This window comes from Rhizobium skierniewicense Ch11, from assembly GCF_023757665.1.
GTDB classification, from domain to species: Bacteria; Pseudomonadota; Alphaproteobacteria; order Rhizobiales; family Rhizobiaceae; genus Agrobacterium; species Agrobacterium skierniewicense.
This window is the reverse complement of the sequence record NZ_RXPG01000030.1, coordinates 391068-415807: the sequence shown is the minus strand read 5'-3', so window position 1 is coordinate 415807 and position 24740 is coordinate 391068. Positions and strand designations below refer to the sequence as shown.

The window sequence follows — 24740 nt, the reverse complement described above, 5'->3', positions numbered from 1 at the left end:
ATGTATGTGGCCGTAAAGGGCGGTGAAGCCGCTATCGACAAAGCTCATAAGCTGTTGGCCGACAGACGCCGAGGCGATCGCGATGTGCCTGCGCTGACATTGGAGCAGATTGCCGGTCAGCTTTCGCTTGGCGTTGATCGCGTCATGGCCGAGGGTTCTCTCTATGATCCAGAACTGGCTGCTATGGCCGTTCGGCAATCCCGCGGCGACCTCATCGAGGCGATTTTTCTGCTGCGGGCTTATCGCACCACCCTGCCCCGTTTCGGATATTCCCAACCGATCGACACGGGGGCCATGCAGATCGAACGCCGGGTATCTGCCACCTATAAGGATATCCCCGGTGGCCAACTGTTGGGACCCACCTTCGACTATACCCACCGCCTGATCGACCCCGCCATGGCCGTTGACGAGACCGTTGATCAGCCGGAACGGCGCGAGGCCCAGCAAGAGAGCACCTATCCACGCATCACGGATATCCTCAACGATGAAGGCTTGATCGAGCCTGACATCCAGTCGGAAGAAGAGCCGACGGATATGACCCGTGAGCCGACGTCATTTCCGGCGAACCGAGATCTGCGACTTCAGGCGCTAGCGCGTGGCGACGAGGGATTTCTGCTGTCGCTCGGTTACTCCACGCAACGAGGCTACGGCCGCACTCACCCCTTTGTCGGAGAAGTGCGCATCGGGCTCGTCGAGGTCGAGGTGGATGTCCCGGAGCTTGGCTTTGCGGTTTCCATTGGTTCCATTCGTGTCACCGAGTGCCAGATGGTGTCGCAGTTCAAGGGCACCACGGCAGACGGCCCGCGCTTCACGCGGGGCTATGGGCTGGTGTTCGGGCAGTCCGAACGAAAAGCTATGGCTGTCAGCCTCGTTGACCGAGCGTTGCGCGCCGATGAATTCGATGAGCAACGGACCGCGCCCGCACAGGACGAAGAGTTCGTGTTGGCCCATTGCGATAATGTCGAAGCCACCGGATTCGTCGAACATCTCAAATTACCGCATTACGTGGATTTCCAGGCCGAACTCGGTCTGCTGCGCATGTTGCGGAAGGAAAACGAAGAGACCTCGGCCAGCAAGGAGGCAGCAGAATGAACCTGCCCAGTTACAACTTCGCCTATCTGGATGAGCAGACGAAACGCATGATCCGTCGGGCAATCCTGAAGGCCATCGCCATCCCCGGCTATCAGGTGCCGTTCGCCTCCCGCGAGATGCCCATGCCTTATGGCTGGGGAACCGGCGGCGTTCAGGTGACGGCTGCGATCCTCGGCCCGGACGACGTTCTCAAGGTCATCGACCAGGGTGCCGACGACACGACGAATGCAGTCTCGATCCGTGCTTTTTTTGCCAAGACCGCGGGCGTGGCAACGACGACGAAAACCACAGAAGCCAGTGTCATCCAGACGCGCCACCGCATTCCCGAGACGCCTCTCAAGGCCGGCCAAACCATTGTCTATCAGGTCCCCATTCCTGAGCCGCTACGTTTCCTCGAACCGCGTGAAACGGAGACGCGCATCATGCACGGGTTGGAAGAATACGGCCTGATTCAGGTCAAGCTTTATGAGGATATCGCCAGACACGGCCATATCGCAACGACGTACGATTACCCCGTCAAGATCGAGGGCCGTTATGTGATGGGCCCCTCGCCCATTCCGAAATTCGACAATCCGAAAATGCACAATTCGCCCGCATTACAGCTGTTCGGTGCTGGTCGCGAGAAGCGGATTTATGCGCTTCCACCCTTCACGGACGTCGTTAGCCTCGACTTCGAAGACCATCCTTTCGAGGTCCAGACGTTCACTGCACCCTGCGCTCTATGCAATGCCACCGGCGTCTACCTCGATGAAGTTGTGACCGACGACCAAGGCGGACGCATGTTCGTGTGTTCCGACACAGATCATTGCGAAACGAGACAGGGAGACGGCCATCAGGGTCTAGGAATGCCGAAGGCTGCGATGGGAGAGCAACCATGAGCGATCCCATACTGTCCGTGCGCGATCTTGAACGTCGCTATGGCGCCTTCATCGGCTGCACCGGTGTTTCTTTCGACGTCTGGCCGGGCGAGGTCATCGCAATTGTCGGCGAATCCGGGTCCGGCAAGACGACATTGCTGAACTGTACTTCGGCGCGGCTCGACCGCTCTGCCGGTAGCGTCCGGTATCGGATGCGTGACGGGCGTTTTCCCGATCTTGCCGATCTATCTGAGGCTGAGAGACGCTTCTTGATGCGCACGGACTGGGGCTTCGTTCACCAGAACCCGGCCGACGGTTTGCGGATGCGGGTTTCGGCAGGCGCCAATGTCGGTGAACGCCTTATGGCCATTGGAGAGCGTCATTACGGCGATATTCGCCGCAACGCCAGCGATTGGCTGGCGCGTGTCGAAATTGCCACTGATCGTATCGATGACCAGCCTGTGACATTTTCAGGCGGCATGCGCCAAAGATTGCAGATCGCCCGCAATCTGGTGACCCACCCTCGCCTGATTTTCATGGATGAGCCGACCGGCGGTCTGGACGTTTCCGTTCAGGCGCGTGTTCTCGATCTGCTTCGCGGGCTGGTCAGCGACCTTGGTCTGTCTGTCGTCCTCGTCACCCATGACCTCGCTGTGGCGCGCCTTTTGTCGCAGCGGATGCTCGTGATGAAAGATGGAAAGGTCGTCGAAAACGGTTTGACCGATCGCGTGCTGGACGACCCGCAACATGCCTACACGCAGCTTCTTGTCGCCTCGATACCGGAGAGTTGAGATGAGCCTTCATCAACCGTCCATCAATGCTGCCGAGACCGTTCTTCTATCGGTGGAGAACGTCGCCAAATCCTTCACCATGCATCTGCGCGACGGACTTGTTCTGCCCGTCGTCAACGATGTCAATTTTGAGCTCCATCGCGGCGAATGCGTGGTGCTCGGCGGACCATCGGGCATCGGAAAATCGTCGATATTGCGGATGGTTTACGGTAATTACGCCATCGACCGTGGCCAGATCTGGGTCCGTGACACCAAGTCTGGAGCCATGCGTAATCTGGGAGGCGGCGATCCGAGACTGGTGTTGGAACTGCGAAACGAAAGCATCGGCTATGTCAGCCAGTTTTTAAGAGCCGTGCCGCGTGTCTCCGCTCTTGATGTCGTTGCAGCACCTCTGCTGGCCCGCGGCATATCCCGGGCCGAAGCATTGGAGCGTGCAGAGGTCATGCTTTTGCGACTGAACCTGCCGCAGACACTTTTCAGCCTGCCGCCAGCGACCTTTTCGGGTGGAGAAAAGCAGCGCGTCAATATTGCACGCGGCTTTATCACAGATCACCCCATCCTGCTTCTCGATGAGCCGACGGCGTCACTCGACTCGGAAAACCGCGACATCGTGGTTGCGATGATTGCGGAAAAGACGGATGCTGGAACAGCGGTGCTTGGAATTTTCCATGACCAACCCGTGCGAGACGCGGTGGCGACCCGCATTCTGGATGTATCAACCTTTTCCGCTCGAAAGATGTCAGCATGACCAAGCTTTCCCTAGAGCCTCTGATTCATTCGACAGCAGAGGTCAGCGACTGCCAACTTGGGCGCTACACCGAGATCGCCGGGGGATGTCGTATCTCGGAGACGATCCTCGCTGACTACTCCTACATCGAGCGCAACGGTCAGGTATGGTGCGCGACCATCGGCAAGTTTGCCAATATCGCCGCCAGTGTCCGCATCAATGCCACCAACCACCCGATGGACAGGGCAAGCCTGCATCATTTCACCTACCGCGCCGGAGACTACTGGCCACAAGGCGAAGAAGAGGCCGATTTCTTTGCCGCAAGGCGTGCGAAACGCGTGGTGATTGGTCATGATGTCTGGATCGGCCATGGCGCCACCATCCTGCCGGGCGTGACAATCGGCAATGGTGCCGTCGTCGGTTCGGGTGCTGTCGTCTCGCGCGATGTCGCGGCCTACACCATTGTCGGCGGCGTCCCCGCCCGTCTGATCCGGGCTCGCTTCGACGCCCAGACCGGTCAGCGCATGGATAACCTTGCATGGTGGGACTGGTCGCATGATCGCCTTTTCGAAGCACTCCAAGATTTTCGCGATCTCCCAGCCGAAGAATTCATCAGCCGTTATGGCGGTTGACACGAAACTTTCACCGAACCGTCACTGAACGATCATCAAAAGCCATCCAATCTCTTTGAACAGACCCAAGCACGGAGACGGGCAATGACGGCGATTATGGTTTCCAATCTCTCGAAGACTTACGGCTCGACCCGAGCCCTGTCCGGTGTCAGCCTGATGGTCGAAAAAGGCGAGATGGTCGCCCTCATCGGAGCATCCGGCTCCGGCAAAAGCACTTTGATCCGTCATATTGCGGGCCTTGAAACCGGCGATGGTCGTAATGGCCGGATCGATGTTTTAGGCAATGTGTCGCAGAGCGCCGGACGCCTGACGGACAAGGTCAAGCGCGGCGCGGTCTCGGTCATCTTCCAGCAGTTCAATCTGGTGGGCCGCATGTCGGTTCTCACCAATGTCCTTATCGGCCACCTGGGCCAGATACCGCGCTGGCGTGGAACGCTTGGTCTGTTCAATCGGGAAGAAAAGAATGCGGCTATTGCGGCCCTTGCCCGCGTGGGTATTCCACAAGTGGCGACCCAGCGGTCTTCGACGCTTTCCGGAGGCCAGCAGCAACGAGCGGCCATCGCGCGGACCCTGGTGCAGGGTGCTGAAATTCTGATCGCGGACGAACCGATTTCGGCGCTTGATCCGTCTTCGGCTCGGCGGGTGATGGACGTTCTCGCCACCATCAACACGCAAGACAACATCACCATTCTGGTCTCGCTGCATCAGGTCGAATATGCGCGGCGATATTGCAAGCGAACGATTGCGATGCGCGACGGCGAAATCGTGTTCGACGGCGCTTCAAGCGAACTTTCCAATGCATTCCTTGCCGAACTCTACGGTTCGGCGTCGGAAGAACTCGTCCTGCCGGAAGCTCCGGCGGAGTACCCGGCTCCCCAACCCTGTGCGGAGCCTCAACACCGTCAGTTGGCCCTTTTAGGCGTCTGACCGACGATCACCGGAGACCACTCATGAACGCGATACTGAAAAGCATGGCGGCGATGTCTGTCGCCTTGACGATCTCCTCCGCAGCCTTGGCGCAGGACAACACGATCAATTTCGGCATTATCTCCACGGAATCCCAGCAAAACCTCAAGACCAGCTGGGACCCGCTTCTGGCCGATATGAAGAAGCAGACAGGCCTCGACATCAAGGCCTTCTTCGCGTCCGACTATGCCGGCATCATCGAAGGCATGCGCTTCAACAAGGTGCAGGTCGCCTGGTACGGCAACAAGTCTGCGATGGAAGCGGTCGATCGCGCTGATGGCGAAGTCTTCGTCCAGAGCATGCCGATCAATGGTGATCCGGGCTATTGGTCCGTCGTCATCGTACCTACAGACAGCAAGATCCAGACCATTGATGACGTGCTGACATGCGACAAGTCGCTCAACTTCGGTCTGGGCGACCCGAATTCGACATCCGGATATCTCGTGCCGATGACGTTTGTCTTCAGCGCTCGTGGTATCGATCCCAAGACCTGCTTCAAGAATGTCACCAACGCCAACCACGAAACCAATGCAATGGCGGTTGCCAACAAGCAGGTCGATGCTGCAGCCAACAACACCGAAAACATGGCCTTGATCAAGCAGAACAAGCCGGACGCATTTGCGAAAATCCGCGAAATCTGGCGCTCGCCGCTGATCCCGTCTGACCCGATCGTTTGGCGCAAGGATCTTCCCGATGCGACCAAGGAAAAAATCCGGACGTTCTTCGTGACCTACGGCACCGACAAGTCGACAGGTAATGTTGCCGAGGAGAAAAAGATCCTTGCCAGCCTGAAGTGGGGACCGTTCCGTCCCTCGACCAACAAGCAGCTGCTGCCGATCCGCGTGATGGAGCTAACGAAATCACTCTCGCAGGTCGAAGCCGACACGTCTCTTTCTGCCGAAGCCAAGGCTGAAAAGATCAAGTCCTTGACCGACCAGAAGACCAGGTTCGAAGCCGAACTCGCAGAGGCGTCCAAGACCTGAGGTCACCACGCGTAAGGGGCGGGAGAAGTTGCCCGCCCCTCTTTTGAAAAACCGGAATCGTGTGCCATGAGCGAGACAATTCTTTCTAAGGGTGCTGTAGCCGGTCTGCCAACTGGCAGGCAACCGGGCAGCATTCGCAATTGGAGCCTGATGCTCGGTCTGGCGGCTGCATTGATTTTCAGCTGGAGCCCGGCAGAGATGGATCGCTGGACCTACCTGTTTACCGATGGCGGCAACATGGCGGAATATGCCAAGGACTTCCTGCGTCCGGACTTCAAGACGTGGCCCTATTATCTCGAAGAGATGATGGTCACCGTGCAGATTGCGCTTTGGGGCACATGTCTCGCGGTCCTGGTATCGATACCATTTGGCATTCTCTCTGCCCACAACATGACGCCCTGGTGGATCAACCAGCCAGTACGGCGATTAATGGACATGTTCCGTGCCATCCACGAAGTCGTGTTCGCGGTCCTTTTCGTGGTTGCAGTAGGGCTTGGCCCGTTCGCCGGCGTCATGGCCCTGTTCATTCATACGACCGGAATTCTGGCAAAACTGTTTTCGGAAGCAGTGGAAGCCATCGACCCGCGGCCCGTCGAAGCGATCCGAACCACTGGCGCGTCCAGAGTGCAGCAGGTCATCTTCGGCGTTATTCCGCAGGTCTTGCCTTTATGGATTTCGTTTTCCCTCTACCGACTGGAATCCAACGTCCGCTCGGCAACCGTGCTTGGCCTGATCGGCGCAGGCGGCATCGGCCAGATCCTCTTCGAAACCATTCGTGGCTTCTATTACCCGCAAGCCTCCGCCATCATCATCATTATCGTTTTGACGGTGACCGTGATGGACCTGATTTCGCAACAGCTCCGCAAGCTCGTCATCTGACAAGATCCAAAGCTTTCTCGTCTCGCGGTCATTGGCAACCGCGAGACCATGTCTTGATTGTAGGTTGTCCGGCGGTCAATCGAAGGAGATCAGAACCTCACCCGCTTGCAAATACCCGCCCTCTTTGGCCACAAGACGGACCTTGCCTGCTTTCGGAGCCGTCACCTGCGTCTCCATTTTCATCGCCTCCATAACGGCGACGAGATCGCCTTCGGCCACATCCGCTCCGTCTTCGACCTTGAAGGATTGAAGCGTGCCGGAAATGGGTGCCAGGATGCCCTCTGTTTTGGGGATCGCCTCGACTGCTTCTGTGGAACGTACGCCAGCACCGGTAAAACCTGCCAGCAATAGATGCGGCAGGCCGACGGATACGCGCTTTCCGTCAATTTCCAGCCATGTGCGGGTCATCGTGGCGTCGTCTCCCGGTGCGGGGCGCTCCATGGCATCGGGCATGTCGGCAAAATCGGTCTCGATCCAGCGGGTGTGAACCTTGAAGCCATCCGTTCCGATAAAATCATCCGTATCGATGGCGGCGCGGTGGAACGGCAGAACCGTGGCGATGCCTTCGATGCGGAATTCCTTCAGGGCGCGGCGGGCGCGGCGCAGCACCTGATCTCGATCCGCACCTGTCACGATCAGTTTCGCCATTAGCGAATCGAACACGCCGGGTATCGTCGAGCCGGTGACGACGCCGCTATCCATGCGGATGCCGGGGCCTGATGGCGGATCGAACAGGGTGATTTTTCCGGGCGTCGGCAGAAAGCCGCGACCGGGATCTTCGGCATTGATGCGGAATTCCATGGAATGGCCGCGTGGTTCCGGCGTTTCGAAGACGCGCAGCTTATGGCCTTCCGCAATACGGAACTGCTCTATGACGAGATCAATGCCTGAGGTCTCTTCCGTTACCGGATGCTCCACCTGAAGACGTGTGTTGACTTCAAGGAAAGAAATCGTACCGTCCACGCCCAGCAGAAATTCCACGGTGCCCGCCCCGGAATAACCGGCCGCCGCACAGATGGCCTTTGCCGCCTCATGGATTTTCTGACGCTGTTCTGGTGACAGAAACGGCGCCGGTGCTTCTTCGATCAGCTTCTGGTTACGGCGCTGCAACGAACAATCGCGCGTGCCGAGAACCAGAACATTGCCGTGCTTATCGGCAATGACCTGCGCTTCGATGTGGCGCGGACGGTCCAGGAACCGTTCCAGAAAACATTCGCCACGCCCGAAGGCGGCTGTCGCTTCGCGCACTGCAGAACTGTAGAGATCGGAGATCTCTTCCATTTTCCAGGCAACCTTAATGCCGCGTCCGCCGCCGCCATGGGCGGCCTTGATGGCAACCGGTAGGCCGTGCTGTTGGGCAAAGGCGGTAACTTCCGCTGCTGTTTCAACCGGCCCATCGCTGCCTGCGACCAGAGGCGCGCCAACGCTGGTGGCAATGCGGCGCGCTTCCACCTTGTCACCCAGAACCTTGATTACATCAGGGTCAGGGCCAATCCAGATCAGGCCTGCGTCGATAACGGCCTGCGCAAATTCGGCACGTTCCGACAGGAAGCCATAACCGGGATGGACCGCATCCGCACCGGAGCGCTTGGCGATAGCAATCAGCTTTTCAATATCGAGATAGGTTTGCGCCGGACGCACGCCGTCCAGGGCGTAGGCTTCATCGGCCAGTCGCACGAAAACTGCGTCCTGATCAGGATCGGCATAAACGGCAACCGATCCGATACCGTAATCTCGGCAGGCGCGAATGATGCGCACCGCGATCTCACCGCGATTGGCAATCAGCACTTTTTTCATGGGCGTTCTCCCGAAAGCTCTGTGTTTTTTATGGCCGAAATCTCCGCGAATGGCCCAAGCGGGCGAAACTGGATTTTGGCGTTGATGGGTATCTGACCCGCGAGGTCCAAGTGGTATTCCGCAACGGCACCGATGACCGGATATCCTCCCGTCAGCGGATGGTCGGCGAGAAACAGCACCGGCTGACCGCTATGGGGTATCTGGATTGCACCCGTTGCTGTGCCTTCGCTCGGCAATTCCGCACTGTCCTTGCGCTCCAGCGGCGTTTCACCAGCAAGGCGAATGCCGACGCGGCTGGACTGCGGCGTGACCTGCCAGAGCTGGCTTGTCAGTGTTTCGATACCGCGTTGTGTGAACCAGTCGGTGCGTGGACCCATCACGACATCCAGCGTGACGACATCACCCACTTGGGGCAGATCAAAGGCTGGAACCTCATCGATGGACACGCTGGAAAGGCCGTTTTTATTCTTTTTCAGATTGAGGATCGACCCCGCAGTGACCGTATCCGGCCCCACAACCGCAAGCGTATCCGTGGATGTGCTCCCAAGAACCGGCGCGACTTCGAAACCGCCTCGGACCGCGAGGTAACAGCGCATACCTTTTGCAGGATTGCCAAATGTCACCACATCGCCTGCCTCCAGAGAGATTGGCATGTAGGGGTTGGCTTCGACGCTGTAGGCATCAGATTTCACGGTTATGATACAGGATGCGCCTGCAACACCGATGACTGCGCGGCTGGTGCTTTTAAAGGAAAAGCCGCCAAGTGTGATTTCCAGACAGGCGGTGTTGGCCGGGTTGCCAACGATGCGATTTGCCGTGTTTAAGGCGGAACGATCCAGAGCGCCGGACGCGGACACGCCTTGTCCCGTCTGGCCAAACCGCCCAAGGTCTTGAAACACGGCGGGCATGGGTGCGGCCAGCACGTCGAAATGAGCGGCTTCTGTGTTCGCCACGGGTTTCGCGACAGCAGGCTTTGCTGCGGGAATGTCGATGTTGCGGTCAGCCTTGTCCATATCGAAAAAGCGGACGCGATAACCGGGCTGAAACAGCGCGCCGGGATCGCGGTCGATATCCCACATTTTCAGGGGCGTGGTGCCGAGGATTTGCCAGCCGCCGGGGCTGTTTTGCGGATAAACGCCACTGAAGGCACCGGCAAGGGCAACCGAGCCCATAGGGATACGGGTGCGCGGGCTTTTGCGGCGCGGCACATGTAGCGCCGGATCACCGCCGACCAGATATCCGAACCCGGGTGCAAAACCACAGAACGCGACGGTAAATTCACTGTCCGTATGTCGCCGAATAACCTCTTCGACACTGAGGCCCGTCAGTTCGGCGACATCGGCCAGATCTTCGCCATCGTAGCGAACCGGTATTTCCACCAGATTGTCGGACGGAGCAATCTTTGCCGAGAGATCACGGGTGGCGATTTCAGCCGCCAGCGCCTGCGCCCCGATGGTTTCAGGCCGAAACCGGATCATCAGCGTGCGAGCAGCCGGAACCGTTTCCTCGACACCTTCGACGGGGTTGGCCTCAAGCGATGCAAACAGGGCAAGTGTCTGGTCGAGGTCATCAAGTTCCACCAGAATAGTCGTGAGGCTGACGGGTAAAAAACGCATCGTGTCCTCACGCATGATAGGCGGAATCGGGAATATCGGTGATGAACATGTAACCTGGGGAATGTGTGATCGCGAACGGCACACCGGACGCCATCACTGCGGCTTGTGGTGTAACACCGCAGGCCCAGAACACCGGAATTTCACCAGCTTCGATCCGCACCGCGTCACCAAAATCCGGCTTCGCGAGATCGGCAATGCCGAGTTCTGCCGGCGAACCGACATGCACGGGCGAGCCGTGAACAGCCGGGAAGCGACCCGAAATCGTTGCGGCATCTGCCACGCGCGTGGCGGGGATTGGGCGCATGGAAACAACCATATTGCCCTTCAACCGACCGGCAGGACGGCATGGCCGGTTGGTGAGATACATCGGCACATTGGATTTATCCGTCATATGGCGGATTTCAATGCCGGCTTCCACCATGGGCGTTTCAAACGTGAAGCTGCACCCGATGAGGAAGGCCACGAGGTCATCGCGCTCTGCCCATGCGGCGGTAGCGTCTGCGGTTTCCTCCGACAGCTTGCCATCCCGCCAGATCCGGTACTGCGGCAGATCGGTTCTGAGATCGGCACCGGGAGCAAGCACAGTGGTCGGAACGCCAGGGTCGGAAACATCCAGAACCGGGCAGGCCTTGGGGTTGCGCTGCGCATAAAGCAGGAAATCAAACGCCCAGTCACGCGGCAGGACAATCATGTTGGCCTGCGTGAAACCAGGTGCGATGCCGGATGTCGGCGCGACCAGACCGCCGCGATAATCGTCACGCGCCTTGCGTGCTGCTGTGGCATCCGTGTGGTTCAGGTAGGAAGTGGGGATCGTCATGGATCGCTCCTTAATTGTTGGAGGCGAAAGAACGGATGTCGATGCCTTCCGCTTCGAACCGTTTGCGAATTTGCTGCGCAATGGCGACGGCACCGGGGCTATCGCCATGAACGCAGATGGATTGCGCCTCGATTTTGATGATGCTGCCATCGATGGCTTCAAGCGTACCCGTTCGGGCAAGCTGCACCATGCGGTCAGCGATTTTTTCCGCATCATGCAACACCGCACCGGCCTCGCGGCGGGAGACGAGCTGACCTTGCGGCGTGTAGGCACGGTCGGCGAAGGCTTCGGCAACCACTGCCAGACCCGATTTGCGTGCAAGGTCGAGGATCGGCGCATTGGCAAGGCCCATGAGAACCAGCGAGGGATCGATGGCCTTGATACCGTCGATCACCGCTTGACCCTGCTTTGCGTCATTGGCGATGCGGTTATACAGCGCGCCGTGCGGTTTGACGTAACGCACCGTGGTGCCAGCGGCTGCGGCAATACCTTTCAGCGCGCCAATCTGGTAGATGACATCGGCAATCAATTCTTCCGACGTCACATCCAGATCCCGACGGCCGAAGCCGACGCGGTCCGGATAGGAGACATGGGCTCCCACGACGACACTATTGTCGGCAGCCGCTTTGACGGTGCGGAAAATACCGGCCGGATCGCCCGCATGAAAACCGCAGGCAATGTTGGCGCTGGAGACGACAGATAGCATCGCGCCGTCGTCTCCCATGCTCCAGGCACCGTAGCTTTCGCCAAGATCGCTGTTCAGATCAATGGAAGCCATGTCTTTCTCCTTATGCCGTCAGAAGCGCGAAGATGGGTCCGATGGACTTGTAGCCCATGTACCAGGTCAGCGCGCTGACCAGAATGCCGAGCACCAGAAGCCAGCGCGGATAACGGTACCCTTCCATCAGATCAGACCGCGCCCAAGCCGCATAGACAAAGATCGACAGGCCAATGGGAAGAATGAGACCGTTGAGACCACCGACAAAGACGAGCATCTGTGCTGGTGGCGTGGTGATGACGAGGTAGAAGAAGAGAGAAACCGCGATGAAGATGACCGTCGCGATATTGCGACCGCGTTCGCTGATATCCTTCTTGAAGACCGTAATAAAGGAGACCGACGTATAGGCAGCACCGATCACCGAGGTGATGGCCGCGGCCCACAGAACGACGCCGAATATTCTCAACCCGATATCACCGGCGGCCGACTGGAAGGCCTGCGCGGCAGGGTTTGCGCCCTTGCCCGAAACGTCGATAATGACGCCACTGGCGACAACGCCCAGAATGGCAAGGAAGAGTACGTAACGCATGACGCCCGTCACGGCGATGCCGGTGAGTGCGGCGCGATTGATGGATGGAAGATTTTCAACGCCGACCATGCCTTTGTCGAGAAGACGATGGGCGCCCGAATAGGTGATGTACCCGCCGACAGTACCGCCAACGATGGTGGTAATTGTCGCAAAATCGATTGTGGAGGGCAGGAATGTCTGGAACAGCGCATCGCCGACCGGCGGATTGGATGCAAACGCCACATAGACCGTAAGCGCGATCATCAGAAGACCGGCGAAAATGATAAAGCGGTCAACGGCCATACCGGCGCGTTTCGACAGGAAGATGCCGATGGCAAGAAGTGCGCTCAGCGCCCCGCCCCACTTCGGATCAAGCCCAAGCATGGCGTTGAGGCCAAGGCCGGAGCCACCGATGTTGCCGATGTTGAAGAACAGTCCGCCGACAATAACGAGAATGGCCAGCACATAACCCGAACCGGGGATCGCCGCATTGGCGATGTCGGAGGCGCGCATGCGGGTAAGCGTCACGATACGCCAGATGTTCAACTGGACGACGAAGTCGATCAAAATCGATGCAAGAATGGCGAAAGCGAAGGCCGATCCGAGCTTGGTGGTAAAGGTGGCCGTCTGGGTAATGAAGCCCGGGCCGATGGCCGAGGTCGCCATCAGAAAGATGGCGGCTGTGAGAGATGCGCGCCGCGATTTCGCAAACTCGACGCTCTGGGCAAGCTTGTTCTGCTCCATGGATTTTCTCCTTATCGCACTCCGCCCCTCGCGGATGCTGTGCAGTGATCTTGGCGTCATCTACAAAATTGTCAATATTGTTGAACAATAAAATTATATCGTTCTTTCATTATGCGCAATCTTTGGAACATATGCGTTGAAAATAAGCACGATTTTTACCTGTTCTGCTCGCAATTTGTGATATTGCACCCGCATTAGCGGCGCGACAAAAACGCTATCGGACGATGGATGTCCGATTGAAGAGCTTTGAGGAAATGCCATGACGGAAAATTTGCCGCTTGCAGATCGTGTGGCCAAGGATATTCGTGACCTTTTGATCACCGGCGCGTTGGCGCCGGGGCAGCGTCTGTCGGAAGCGGCTTTCAGCGAACGCCTTGACGTGTCTCGAAACTCGCTACGGGAGGCCTTTCGCCTTTTAACCAAAGACGGCCTGTTGCGGCACGAAGCCAATCGCGGTGTTTTCGTTTCTGCGCCCAGTACGGATCAGATCATCGATATCTACCGTGTACGCCGCATGCTGGAATGCAGCGCGTTACGGCAGGCATGGCCCAGGCATCCGGCAACGACAACCATGCGCGACGCGGTTGAGTACGCCAAGATACACCGCGATCTGAAGCAATGGCGTGAAGTCGGTAGCGCCAATATGAGGTTCCACGCAGCCGTGGTCGATCTGTCCGACAGCAGCCGACTGAGCGATTTCTATGCCCGTGTTGCTGCGGAACTGCGTCTCAGCTTCGGGCTGTTGAAAGACCCCGAGCAATTACACTCGCCCTTTGTCGACATGAATGAGCAGATCCTCTCTCTGGTCGAAAAAGGCAACGTCGTCGAGGCCGCCGCTCAGATGGAGCAATACCTCAACCTTTCCGAACGCACGGTTCTCAAGGCACTGGAACGGGCAGCCAAATAGACCCAGCAAAACGCGCCGATATTGCAGTGGAAAGCAACGTGCCAATATGCCATGAGGGACCTATCAGACAACCGGTGCTTCAGAGTAAAATTCCCGACCGTCGCCAAGCTGAACGAGTATGCCATGCAGGATAATACCAACGGCTCCGTCATCGTCATTTCAAGCCACGTCATGCGCGGCTCAGTCGGCAACCGAGCCGTTGTGTTTGCGCTTGAAACACTTGGATTTCCGGTATGGGCCGTGCCCACCATCGTGATGCCGTGGCATCCGGGCCATGGGCCGTCCACGCGGCTGCGATTCGACAATGGCGAGTTCGAGAAGGCCATGCAGGATCTGGCCGGTTGCAAATGGGCGGGCGAAGTCAGAGCGGTCCTGACGGGATATTTCGGCAGCGCCGACCAGGTCCGCTCCGCAGCAACGCTCATTCGCTCGCTGAAAGCACGCCATGCTGATCTCATCTATGTCTGCGACCCCGTCATGGGCGACAATGGCGGGCTTTATGTGCCGGTCGAAACGGCACAAGCCATACGTGACGAACTCATTCCGCTTGCCACCGTTGCCACACCAAACCGCTACGAACTCGGTTGGATGAGCGGGGCGGAGCTTGAAACAAACAACGAGATCATGGACGCGGCACTGGCACTCGGACCGGCGAAAATGCTGGTAACCTCGGCTGTTCCGATGATGGCGGGTGGCATAGGAAATCTGTTCCTAAGCGGTCGCCATGCTTTGCTGGCTGAGCATCGCTCGATAGAGAATGTGCCGAACGGCCTGGGCGACCTGTTCGCTGCGCTTTTTCTGGCGCGGTTGCTTCAGGGTCTCGATGACGAAAAAGCGTTACAACTGGCCACGGCAAGCGTGTTTGAGGTCTTGGCTCGAACCATGAAACGGGGCGTCAATGAGTTGACACTGGAAACGGATGCCTCAAGCCTTTCCACACCCATGGCAATGGTTCAGATGCGCCATCTCTTGCATCCGTCGCGAAGCAAGCGCACATAGCAGAGCAAAAAAAGGGTTTTCAACGCGCCAAGCATCATTTTACGATACTGGCCCAGCATAATGGTACCGAGATATCCATGAAAGATTTCCCCGACTACCTTCTCAATGGCTACAAGAATTTTATGGCCGGTCGTTACACCGATGAACGCGAACGTTATCGTGTCTTGGCCGACACCGGACAGAAGCCACAAACCCTTATTATCGCCTGTTGCGACTCCCGTTCTGCGCCGGAAACCATTTTCGATTGCGGCCCGGGCGAGCTCTTCGTGATGAGAAACGTGGCCAACATGGTGCCACCGTTCGAACCCGATGGGCAGTACCACGCGACATCGGCTGCCATTGAGTATGCCGTGCAGGTGTTGAAGGTCAAGAACATCGTCGTCATGGGCCATGGCCGCTGCGGCGGAATTCAGGCTGCGCTCGACCCCAATTTCGAGTCTCTGTCTCCGGGTGACTTCATCGGCAAGTGGATGAACATGGTCAAATCCGCAGCCGAGCAAATACAGAGCAATGACGTGATGACAACGTCTGAGCGCCAGACAGCGCTGGAGCGCGTTTCGATTCGAAACTCGATCAGCAATCTGCGTGGCTTTCCTTTCGTAAAGGCACAGGAAGCCGCTGGCCAAGTGAAGCTGCACGGCGCCTGGTTCGATATCTCAACCGGCGAATTGTGGGTCATGGACAGCAAAACGGGCGACTTTCGCCGCCCGACTGTCTGATTGATGTTATCCGATGACGGCCAGGTCTACTGGCCGTCTATGGCCTTGCCGATATAGGCGATGGACTGCTGATAAACGCTGGCGGCATTCCATCCCTGGATAGCAGCGAAGTTCGTCTGGCCCTGCTGATAACCGGCACCGCGCTGCCAACCATGACCAACGAGGAAGTTTGCCGTGGACGCCAGAGCATCCGCACGCGATCCAACCAGATCGATACGACCGTTGCGATCGAAATCGACGCCATAGCGGACAACGTTGAGCGGCAGGAACTGCGTCTGGCCAATCTCACCATGAGCAGCACCCTTGGCCGTTACGCTCAGATTACCACTGCCGACCAGTTTCAGAGCGGCGTAAAGCTGCTCCGTGAAATAGTCAGAGCGACGGCAGTCGTAGGATAGTGTCGCGACCGCAGACAGGGTGTGCTGGTTGCCCAAGAAACCGCCAAAACCTGTTTCCATACCCCAGATCGCCAGAAGTGGCCCCGCAGGTACACCGTAGGCCCGCTCAATGTTGTCAAACAATGCGGCATTGCTCTTCTTCATGGCCTTGCCACGAGAAATGATCGCCTGACCGCCACGCTTTTGCATGAACTGATCGAAGGACAGCTTGAAGCTGTGCTGACCGCGATCGGCGCGTATAGTTGGCTGGTTGTAGGAAACATTCGAAAACGCCCTATCCAGAACAGACGCGCTGATACCACGGCCTGCGGCCTCTTGCTTGAATGAACCGACCCAGGCGTCAAAGCCGGCCGAGGTATTGCCGCATTGTGCGGCCAGTGACGGCGTTGCCGCCAATGCCGAAACCATCACCACGCCAACGGAAAAAGCTTTCATTGCCCGCATCAGAACCTGCCTTCAATATTTCGGGGATTATACCCAACCTGTGGCCACGTCACAGAAAATGTGCTGATTTCAAAGTGCCTGCCAACATCAAAACCAGCAAATAAACTGCCCGTGATAGCAACAAACTCAAAAACCCGCCCATTCTCGCAGTGGAGTGGACGGGTTATAGTTAATATTTGTTAAAAAACCGTATCAGGCAACAGCCTTACGCGGCTTAATCAATCCACGATTGACCAAGAGCTCGGCGATCTGGATGGCGTTGAGGGCAGCCCCCTTGCGCAGGTTGTCCGACACAACCCAGATGTTCAGGCCGTTTTCAACGGTCGCATCCTCACGAATACGCGAAATATAGGTCGCATCTTCACCTGCACATTCGACCGGCGTGATGTAGCCACCGTTCTCATGCTTGTCGATGACGAGGCAACCGGGTGCTTCACGCAGGATATCGCGTGCCTGATCGGCGGTGATTTCGTTTTCGAATTCGATGTTGACCGATTCCGAATGACCGATGAACACAGGCACACGCACGGCGGTGCACGTCACCTTGATCTTCGGGTCCAGCATCTTCTTGGTCTCAGCCAGAACCTTCCACTCTTCCTTCGTGTAACCGTCTTCCATGAAGACATCGATGTGCGGGATGACGTTGAAGGCGATGCGCTTGGTGAACTTCTTGACCTCGATCGAGTCCGCTACGAACACCGCACGCGTTTGCTGGAAGAGTTCGTCCATTCCTTCCTTACCGGCGCCGGATACCGACTGGTAGGTGGAGACGACGATGCGCTTGATCTTGGCAAAATCATGCAGAGGCTTTAGCGCGACGACAAGTTGAGCCGTGGAGCAATTGGGGTTGGCAATGATGTTGCGCTTCTTGAAGCCTTCGATAGCGTCGGCATTCACTTCCGGCACGATCAAAGGAACATCCTGATCATAGCGCCATGCTGAAGAATTATCGATAACCACGCAGCCCTGCGCGCCGATTTTTGGCGACCACTTCTTGGAAACATCACCACCAGCCGACATCAGGCAGATATCGGTATCGGAGAAATCGTAATTTTCCAGATTGGAAACCTTCAACGTCCGATCGCCGTAGGACACTTCCGTGCCTTGGCTACGGGCGGAAGCCAACGGAACGACCTCATCGACCGGAAAGCCGCGCTCGGAAAGGATGTTGAGCATTTCGCGACCGACATTACCGGTGGCACCTGCGATTGCAACTTTGAAACCCATGATAAAGCTCTCTTTCTGCCTCTCCTCTTTTTGGTGAGGGGAACCCGCATGGCTGCGGCTTCCTTTTCCCCGACCAAACCGGGGAGAGAGCGGTGGGCCAGAGACGTCAGACGGTTTTAATCGTCGTTTTGGCCGTAATTCGGATGGAATGGGACAAGCACGATGGACCACCGGCAGGTTCTGCCGGATGCTGCAAGACAACCATGTCGATGACATGTCTCATCAAGATCGTGCTCCTTTTCGTGGCAAAGCTATTATGGTGTTTCCGATTTCTGTCAAGCGTAAACGCCTGCCATTTCGGTCCCCACGCCACGGAATCCGACCTCAGTCGCCACATTAATCGAACGTCGCCTTAGACTAAAGTCATAAGCCGAAAGCATTGCTCTTCCTTTCGTTAATTTTCTGTCACTCTGTCGTCAGGGACATCGCACCGCAAGGATCGCCTGGGGGAGAAACAGGCTTCCGCGATGTGCCATTTATTCTGTGGAGGACAGACAATGGCGACTATAGCACATGCAAGGCCTGAAAAGGCGCGCCCGATGACGGGCGAAGAGAAGAAGGTGATTTTCGCCTCTTCTCTGGGGACCGTATTCGAGTGGTACGACTTTTATCTCTACGGCTCTCTGGCCATCTATATCGGCGCGAATTTCTTCAGCCAATATCCGGAAACAACCCGTAATATCTTTGCGCTGCTGGCCTTTGCGGCAGGCTTTCTCGTTCGCCCCTTCGGCGCGCTGGTGTTCGGTCGACTGGGCGATCTCGTCGGTCGCAAATATACCTTCCTCGTCACCATTCTGATCATGGGTTTTTCGACCTTTTTGGTCGGCATTCTGCCTAACGCATCGCAGATTGGCATTGCAGCACCGATCATCCTCATCGTTTTGCGCATGGCACAGGGCCTGGCACTCGGCGGTGAATATGGTGGAGCGGCAACCTATGTGGCCGAACATGCACCCAACGGGCGTCGCGGTTACTACACCTCGTGGATCCAGACGACTGCGACACTTGGCCTGTTCCTGTCCCTCGTCGTCATCTTGGGCGTGCAGTTTGCTGTTGGCCGCGAAGCCTTTGCCGATTGGGGATGGCGCATCCCGTTCCTGCTTTCCGTCATTCTGCTGGGCGTATCCGTCTGGATCCGACTGAAAATGAGCGAATCGCCAGCCTTCAAGAAAATGAAGGAAGAGGGCAAGACGTCGAAGGCACCACTCAGCGAAGCCTTCGGTCAGTGGAAGAATGCCAAGATTGCGATCATTGCGCTGGTCGGTGCCGTCATCGGTCAGGCCGTCGTCTGGTACACCGGCCAGTTTTACGCCCTCTTTTTCCTCCAGAGCATTTTGAAGGTTGATGGACAGTCTGCCAACATCATGGTCGCCTGCGCGTTGCTACTGGGCACAGGCTTCTTCGTTCTGTTCGGCTGGCTTTCCGACAAGATCGGTCGCAAGCCGATCATCATGGCAGGTCTTGTTCTTGCAATGCTGACCTATTTCCCGTTGTTCAAAGCACTGACATGGGCTGGCAATCCTGCCCTTGCACAGGCTCAAGCAACGGTTCGTGCGACGGTTACGGCAGCTCCCGGCGATTGCCGCTTCCAGTTCAACCCAACAGGTACGGCAAAATTCACCACCTCCTGCGATATCGCGACCTCGTTTCTGACCAGAAACTCGGTTCCCTATGATGTTGTTGAGGGTCCTGCTGGTCAGCCTGCATCCGTCAAAATCGGCGATGCGACGATCGCAAGCTACGACGCCATTGCAGCAGGTGCCAATGCCGCTGCAAATGACCGAGCCTTCCAAAAGCAGATCAACATCGCGCTTCACGATAGCGGTTACCCGCTGGTTCGTGGTGCAGCTCAGGTTCCAGCCGCAAAGTTGGACGCCTTCGTCGCGGCGAACCCCGAACTCGGCCTCAACGCAGATGCTATCCGCGCAACACCCGCCAAAACGGTACCTGCAGACAAGCTCGTCGCCGACAAGCTGTTGACACCTGCAGACGTCAACGGCGTGACCGAAATGGCTGTCTACACGGTCGCCGGCGGTGGAGCATTCTCGATGTTTGCCGATCCTGCTGCAGTCAACTGGATCGTCATCATTGCCGTTCTGACCGTTCTCGTCATCTATGTCACGATGGTCTATGGCCCGATTGCCGCACTTTTGGTCGAACTCTTCCCGACCCGCATTCGCTACACCGGCATGTCCCTGCCCTACCACATTGGTAACGGCTGGTTCGGCGGCCTTCTGCCTGCCACGGCATTCGCCATGAGTGCTGCCAAGGGCGACATCTACTATGGCCTCTGGTATCCGATCATCTTCGCAGGCATTACAGTGGTCGTTGGCCTCCTGTTCCTGCCCGAGACGAAAGATCGCGACATTCACAAGATGCAATAGTCAGCATTTGAAGCAGAAAACCCGGCGAGGATATCGCCGGGTTTTTTAGTAAGGACAGCTTGTCACTTTTCAGATGTGGCGATAGGCCCGTTTGAAATAGATCAAAGCTTCCTCGCCTGTGTTGACCACCGTGTCACGCACGTCACAAATCAGAATATCGTGGGTGCCGCCATCATGGATGGTCCGGATTTGGCAATCGAACGAGCAAAGAGCCCCAGTCAGCACCGGCGAACCGGTTTCGAGCTTATTCCATTCGCCAGCGGCAAAGCGCTCCTCAATGGGGGTTTTGCCACCAAAAAGACTACTCAACTGTTCCTGGTCCGCAGCGAGCGTGTTCACGCAGACCACTCCATTCTCAACGACGAACTTGTAGGCGGAGGAGTTGCGGTTAAGGCAGACGAGCAATGTCGGCGGGCTGTCCGACACGCTGCATACCGCCGTTGCGGCAAAACCCGCTTTGCCTGCCGGTCCGTCTGTCGTGACGATATTCACCGCACCGGCCAGCCGTGACATGGCGTTGCGGAAGCCGAGGCTCAGATCCTCGGCAGTCTTCGTCTCCATTGCGGTATCCTTTTCGAGAGACAGTGGCTGCATCACATCACCTTTTCCTAATCCGTGATCATGCCAACAGGCAGGCATCTTCAAATGGCAACCGTGGCAAGCGACCAAACAGCTTCGACGGATCGCCATAACCAAGATTGATGAGGAAATTGGATTTCCACGTCGTTCCGGCAAAGAACGCCTCGTCGACTTTCGCCTTGTCGAAACCGGACATCGCACCGGTGTCCAATCCTAGCGACCTTGCCGCCAGAATGAGATAGCCTGCCTGAAGCGTGGCGTTCCGGAATGCTGTTTCCTCGGCAACCGCCGGGCTTGAGGTAAACCACGATCTGGCATCCGCATGCGGGAACAACTCTGGCAGTTTTTCATAGAATTCGCTGTCTATGGCAGCGATGACCGTAACCGGTGCGGTCATGGTCTTTTCGAGATTGCCGGACGACAGGGAAGGCCTCAGCTTTTCCTTGGCTTCGGGCGAGCGCACGAAAATGAAACGGGCTGGGCAACAATTGGCCGACGTGGGCGCCATTTTTGTCAGGTCATAAACGTCGCGCAGCAATGCGTCGCTGACCGGCTTGTCAGACCATCCATTGTGCGAGCGGGCTTCCGTAAACACAGTGGCGAGCGCCTGTTGATCCAAAGTCATCGTGAAAATCCTCAATTATATCGATTTCGGAGTGAGCAGGAATTTCTCCAACCCCACGTTAAAACCTGTGGCATCGGTAATATTAACCGCATGAGCGCCCTCATCCAACATGAAGAGCTCGGCATTTGGCAAGCCCTCTGCAAGCCGCGTCGAGCGTGTGTAGGGTACGAGCAGGTCGTCTTTTGCGGCCACCACAAGCGTCCTGTTGCCGATCTCGCCCAACCGATCATCCACATCGAAAGCCCTCAGCGCTGCAATGCGACGCAGAACGTTATCCCTGCCTTGAAAATGCGTCACGCCATGTGCATCATCTTTGGCCAGACGCTCCGCATTCTCAGACATCCATATTGCCGGATAGAGAAAAAGAGGCTGCGCCTTGACGAAAGCTTCCACGCCGGAATTTTCCAGCAGCGAAATGCGTGTGTCAAAGCACCGTCCGGAATGGGCGTCCGCCTTGCTCCAGGCATTGATGAGGACGAGGCTATCCAAAAGACCGGGCTTGCGCAGGGCAAGATCAAGCCCGATCAAACCGCCCAAGGCATGACCCATGAAGTGGAATGTTTCGAGGTTCAACTGGCTTGCAATCTCAAGCACATCATCCGCCATCGCGGAAATGCCGCCATTTGCGGGAACCGCGCCACCCGTTCGTCCCGTGCCACGGTGGTCATAGATAACCACACGGAAATGCTGCTCCAGCATCTCCATTTGCGGCGCCCAATACGCCCCAGATCCGCCAAGACCGGATGACAAAAGAATAGTTTGCGCGTCCGGTTCGCGTCGACCCTGAACCTCGAAATACATCTTGTCAGATCCTGTCCGTCACCGACCGATATGCGCCACGGTTGCGATTTCGACCAACGCGTCCGGCTTTACCAGTCCGCACTGGATGCAATAACGCGCCGGTTTGTCGCCGGGGAAATACTCGGCGTAAACCGCGTTGACGGCCTGATAGTTCGCCCAGTCTGTCACGAAGATATGGTTCATGGTGACATCTTCCATGGTGCCTCCAGCGGTTTCGATAACGGACTTGATGGTTTCCAGCACATGTCGGGTTTGCGCTGCCGCATCCCCCACATGCACAACATCGTTGTTCTTGTCGAAAGGTAGCGTGCCCGACACGTAGACGATGCCATCCGCCAGTGTTCCCGGCGAAAACGGTGCGATTGGCTTGGCTGTGCCTTCCGGTACGATGATTTTTTTCGGCATTGTCTGTTCTCCTCTTTTATGGCGATTGATCAGTTTTCGATGGGTGCAGCCTGCGATATGACGGCGCAAAAATCATTTACCGTCGCCACCCAGCCAAAAAACTTTTCGACATTGTAGACGGTCGCCTGCTGGATGAAATCCGGGCCCAGATGGTGGGTCGCATCCTCCAGCATCACCCCGAAATATTCGAGATGAAAGGCATCGCGAAGCGAGCTTTCCACGCAGACATTGGTGGCGATGCCAACGAAAACGAGGTTTCGGATGCCCCTCGCCCGCAACACACTGTCCATATTGGTATTGAAGAAACCGCTATAGCGCGTTTTGGGTACAAGAATATCGCCCGGCTGCGGCTGCAGCTCATCAACGATGGCATAATCCCATGTCCCCTTCGCCAACAGCTTTCCTTGCAATTCCGGCCGCGAACGCATGGTTTTCAGCGCGTTGGACTTGTGCCAGTTGGGGGAGCCGGGGCCGCCTGCTTCAACATAATCGCTATCCCAGCCGTTCTGGAAATAGATGACCTGCACGCCAGCCGCACGGGCGGCCGTCACTGTCTTGCCGATATTCGCGATGGTGGATTTTGCGCCCGAAATGTCGAATCCGGCCAGATCAACATAACCGCCTTCCGTGGAATAGGCGTTCTGCATGTCGACGACCACGACGGCGGTTTCGCTGGGCTTCAACGAAATCGGTTCTGGTCTTGCGGGAAGCGTTACGCTTTCCGAGAGGCTTCTGGGCGGATTATATCCTGCGACCACTGTATCCGTCATTCCGCAGCCTCCAAGGCGGCCATTACATGCTGCCTGCTCTTCATCAGAGGCTGCACATATTTGCCGAATTTTTCAATGCCTTCGACAAAGTCGTCAAATGTCAGCATGACACCACCGGTACCCGGCACCTCACTCATCTCGTCCAGCATGGCAGCAACCTCTTCATAGGAGCCGATCAGCGTTCCCATGTTGATGTTGACGGCGGAAACCGGGTTCGACATATGCCGCACATTGGTATCGGCGCCCGATTTCGTATCCACCGAGCTTTGCAGTCCGAGCCACTTGATGGCCTCTTGGTCAGCGCCAGCCTTGTAATGCTCCCATTTTGCCCACGCGTCCTCGGACTTCTCCTCGGCCAGCACCATGGTCAGGACACAGGATCTCACATCGCGTCCTGTCTTCTCAGTCGCAGCCAGCAGTCGCTCATTTGTTGGGGCAAAAGCCTTGGGCGTGTTAACCCCCACACCGAAGCAGAAGCTGTAATCTGCATACTGGGCTGAGAACGCCATGCCCTTATCGGACGAACCGGCGCAGATCAGCTTGACCTTACCCTCCGGGACCGGCTTCATCCGGCAATCGTCCATCGTGAAATATTTGCCCTTGAGGTCCGACTGGCCCGTCGTCAGAAGCTCCTGAAGCACCGTCGTGTATTCGCCAAGATATTCGTAGCGATCACCGAAATAGTCATCGCCCGGCCACATGCCCATCTGGCTATATTCCGGTCGCTGCCAGCCCGTGACCAGATTGATACCGAAGCGACCGCCGGAAATCGAATCAATGGTCGTCGCCATGCGCGCGACGATCGCTGGCGGCATGACCAGAGTGGCAGTCGTTCCGAAAAGCTTGATTTTAGACGTTACGGCTGCGAGCCCCGCCATGAGCGTGAAGGATTCCAGATTGTAGTCCCAGAACTCCGTCTTGCCACCAAAGCCACGCAGCTTGATCATCGAAAGTGCGAAATCAAACCCGTACTTCTCCGCAGCCAGCGTGATCTGCTTGTTGAGTTCGAAACTCGGCTTGTACTGCGGAGCATTCTCCGAAAGCAGCCAGCCATTGTTCCCAATCGGAATGAAAACACCGATTTCCATATGCATCCTCCAGTTCTTGTTCCCGTGTTGAACGTTTGAAAGATTGAACGCAGGTTCCGTGCCAGACTTGGAGGCACAGGAAAAACAGTGATTTACAAGGTAGCGGATTTCCGATCTTTATCAAATGATAAATTTTTTACCTTTTGATAAATTTATTGCCTATTTATTTGGCAGCAGAAACTGCAGATGCGGGCGCGTGATGTTTTC

At 56.9% G+C, this 24740-nt stretch carries 25 protein-coding genes; 12 read left to right on the top strand and 13 right to left on the bottom strand.

Going from position 1 to position 24740, the window contains the following annotated elements:
* From EKM04_RS21805 to phnE, 8 genes are all read left to right on the top strand, one after another.
* On the top strand, positions 1-1092 hold the full coding sequence (locus tag EKM04_RS21805) for a carbon-phosphorus lyase complex subunit (protein WP_183893482.1): 1092 nt from the start codon (positions 1-3) through the stop codon (positions 1090-1092).
* Complete coding sequence (locus EKM04_RS21800; RefSeq protein WP_183893480.1) at positions 1089-1970, top strand: alpha-D-ribose 1-methylphosphonate 5-phosphate C-P-lyase PhnJ; 882 nt, start codon at positions 1089-1091, stop codon at positions 1968-1970. Before EKM04_RS21805 ends, EKM04_RS21800 begins: the two co-directional genes overlap by 4 nt.
* Entirely contained in the window at positions 1967-2740 is a 774-nt protein-coding gene (gene phnK / locus EKM04_RS21795; RefSeq protein ID WP_174154881.1) for a phosphonate C-P lyase system protein PhnK, read from the top strand. The genes EKM04_RS21800 and phnK overlap by 4 nt, the downstream gene beginning before the upstream one ends.
* Before the next feature lies 1 nt (position 2741).
* Positions 2742-3488 (top strand): phosphonate C-P lyase system protein PhnL, encoded by a 747-nt coding sequence (phnL, locus tag EKM04_RS21790; RefSeq protein ID WP_183893478.1) that lies wholly within the window; start codon positions 2742-2744, stop codon positions 3486-3488.
* Positions 3485-4099 carry a DapH/DapD/GlmU-related protein gene (locus EKM04_RS21785; protein ID WP_183893476.1) on the top strand — a complete coding sequence of 205 codons (615 nt, stop codon included), beginning with the start codon at positions 3485-3487 and terminating at the stop codon, positions 4097-4099. Before phnL ends, EKM04_RS21785 begins: the two co-directional genes overlap by 4 nt.
* Positions 4100-4183: 84 nt before the next feature.
* Positions 4184-5026: a phosphonate ABC transporter ATP-binding protein gene (gene phnC / locus EKM04_RS21780; protein ID WP_183893474.1), complete on the top strand. Its 843-nt coding sequence runs from the start codon at positions 4184-4186 to the stop codon at positions 5024-5026.
* Positions 5027-5049: 23 nt separating this feature from the next.
* The gene (gene phnD, locus EKM04_RS21775) at positions 5050-6048 is read left to right on the top strand and encodes a phosphonate ABC transporter substrate-binding protein (protein ID WP_183893472.1); all 999 of its coding nucleotides are present in this window, start codon (positions 5050-5052) and stop codon (positions 6046-6048) included.
* 66 nt (positions 6049-6114) lie between these two features.
* Positions 6115-6927, top strand: coding sequence for a phosphonate ABC transporter, permease protein PhnE (gene phnE / locus EKM04_RS21770; RefSeq protein WP_183893470.1), 813 nt, complete (start codon positions 6115-6117; stop codon positions 6925-6927).
* Positions 6928-7002: 75 nt separating this feature from the next.
* Here the strand turns inward: phnE and EKM04_RS21765 are convergent, their stop codons facing one another.
* From EKM04_RS21765 to EKM04_RS21745, 5 genes are read right to left on the bottom strand one after another with little or no spacing between them, the layout of a single operon-like run.
* Complete coding sequence (locus EKM04_RS21765) at positions 7003-8724, bottom strand: acetyl/propionyl/methylcrotonyl-CoA carboxylase subunit alpha (protein WP_183893468.1); 1722 nt, start codon at positions 8722-8724, stop codon at positions 7003-7005.
* On the bottom strand, positions 8721-10340 hold the full coding sequence (locus EKM04_RS21760; RefSeq protein ID WP_183893467.1) for a 5-oxoprolinase subunit B/C family protein: 1620 nt from the start codon (positions 10338-10340) through the stop codon (positions 8721-8723). The genes EKM04_RS21765 and EKM04_RS21760 overlap by 4 nt, the downstream gene beginning before the upstream one ends.
* A 7-nt stretch (positions 10341-10347) precedes the next feature.
* Positions 10348-11157, bottom strand: a complete 810-nt coding sequence (locus EKM04_RS21755) for a putative hydro-lyase (RefSeq protein ID WP_174154896.1) — start codon at positions 11155-11157, stop codon at positions 10348-10350.
* A 10-nt stretch (positions 11158-11167) separates the two neighbouring features.
* Positions 11168-11935, bottom strand: a complete 768-nt coding sequence (locus EKM04_RS21750) for a LamB/YcsF family protein (RefSeq protein ID WP_183893466.1) — start codon at positions 11933-11935, stop codon at positions 11168-11170.
* Positions 11936-11945: 10 nt separating this feature from the next.
* Positions 11946-13187 carry an NRAMP family divalent metal transporter gene (locus EKM04_RS21745; protein WP_183893465.1) on the bottom strand — a complete coding sequence of 414 codons (1242 nt, stop codon included), beginning with the start codon at positions 13185-13187 and terminating at the stop codon, positions 11946-11948.
* A gap of 259 nt (positions 13188-13446) precedes the next feature.
* Between EKM04_RS21745 and EKM04_RS21740 the strand changes: the two genes are divergently transcribed.
* The 3 genes from EKM04_RS21740 to EKM04_RS21730 all read left to right on the top strand — a co-directional run bounded on the left by EKM04_RS21740 (position 13447) and on the right by EKM04_RS21730 (position 15812).
* The gene (locus tag EKM04_RS21740; protein WP_183893464.1) at positions 13447-14094 is read left to right on the top strand and encodes a GntR family transcriptional regulator; all 648 of its coding nucleotides are present in this window, start codon (positions 13447-13449) and stop codon (positions 14092-14094) included.
* Between the two features lie 123 nt (positions 14095-14217).
* The gene (gene pdxY / locus EKM04_RS21735) at positions 14218-15093 is read left to right on the top strand and encodes a pyridoxal kinase PdxY (RefSeq protein ID WP_183893463.1); all 876 of its coding nucleotides are present in this window, start codon (positions 14218-14220) and stop codon (positions 15091-15093) included.
* Between the two features lie 77 nt (positions 15094-15170).
* The gene (locus EKM04_RS21730; RefSeq protein WP_174154906.1) at positions 15171-15812 is read left to right on the top strand and encodes a carbonic anhydrase; all 642 of its coding nucleotides are present in this window, start codon (positions 15171-15173) and stop codon (positions 15810-15812) included.
* A 26-nt stretch (positions 15813-15838) separates the two neighbouring features.
* On the opposite strand, the gene EKM04_RS21725 is transcribed toward EKM04_RS21730, so the two are convergent.
* On the bottom strand, positions 15839-16654 hold the full coding sequence (locus EKM04_RS21725) for a lytic murein transglycosylase (RefSeq protein WP_174154908.1): 816 nt from the start codon (positions 16652-16654) through the stop codon (positions 15839-15841).
* A 192-nt stretch (positions 16655-16846) separates the two neighbouring features.
* Entirely contained in the window at positions 16847-17881 is a 1035-nt protein-coding gene (locus EKM04_RS21720; protein ID WP_174154910.1) for an aspartate-semialdehyde dehydrogenase, read from the bottom strand.
* Between the two features lie 497 nt (positions 17882-18378).
* Between EKM04_RS21720 and EKM04_RS21715 the strand changes: the two genes are divergently transcribed.
* Positions 18379-20265: an MFS transporter gene (locus EKM04_RS21715; RefSeq protein WP_183893462.1), complete on the top strand. Its 1887-nt coding sequence runs from the start codon at positions 18379-18381 to the stop codon at positions 20263-20265.
* A 69-nt stretch (positions 20266-20334) separates the two neighbouring features.
* On the opposite strand, the gene EKM04_RS21710 is transcribed toward EKM04_RS21715, so the two are convergent.
* From EKM04_RS21710 to rutA, 6 genes are read right to left on the bottom strand one after another with little or no spacing between them, the layout of a single operon-like run.
* Entirely contained in the window at positions 20335-20859 is a 525-nt protein-coding gene (locus EKM04_RS21710; RefSeq protein ID WP_174154914.1) for a flavin reductase, read from the bottom strand.
* 25 nt (positions 20860-20884) lie between these two features.
* Positions 20885-21469, bottom strand: coding sequence for a malonic semialdehyde reductase (locus EKM04_RS21705; RefSeq protein WP_183893461.1), 585 nt, complete (start codon positions 21467-21469; stop codon positions 20885-20887).
* Positions 21470-21484: 15 nt separating this feature from the next.
* Positions 21485-22270 (bottom strand): pyrimidine utilization protein D, encoded by a 786-nt coding sequence (gene rutD, locus EKM04_RS21700; RefSeq protein ID WP_183893460.1) that lies wholly within the window; start codon positions 22268-22270, stop codon positions 21485-21487.
* Positions 22271-22288: 18 nt separating this feature from the next.
* The gene (gene rutC, locus EKM04_RS21695) at positions 22289-22675 is read right to left on the bottom strand and encodes a pyrimidine utilization protein C (RefSeq protein ID WP_183893458.1); all 387 of its coding nucleotides are present in this window, start codon (positions 22673-22675) and stop codon (positions 22289-22291) included.
* Positions 22676-22704: 29 nt separating this feature from the next.
* Entirely contained in the window at positions 22705-23445 is a 741-nt protein-coding gene (gene rutB / locus EKM04_RS21690; protein ID WP_183893457.1) for a pyrimidine utilization protein B, read from the bottom strand.
* Positions 23442-24533, bottom strand: coding sequence for a pyrimidine utilization protein A (gene rutA, locus EKM04_RS21685; protein WP_183893456.1), 1092 nt, complete (start codon positions 24531-24533; stop codon positions 23442-23444). Before rutA ends, rutB begins: the two co-directional genes overlap by 4 nt.
* Positions 24534-24740: the final 207 nt, after the last annotated feature.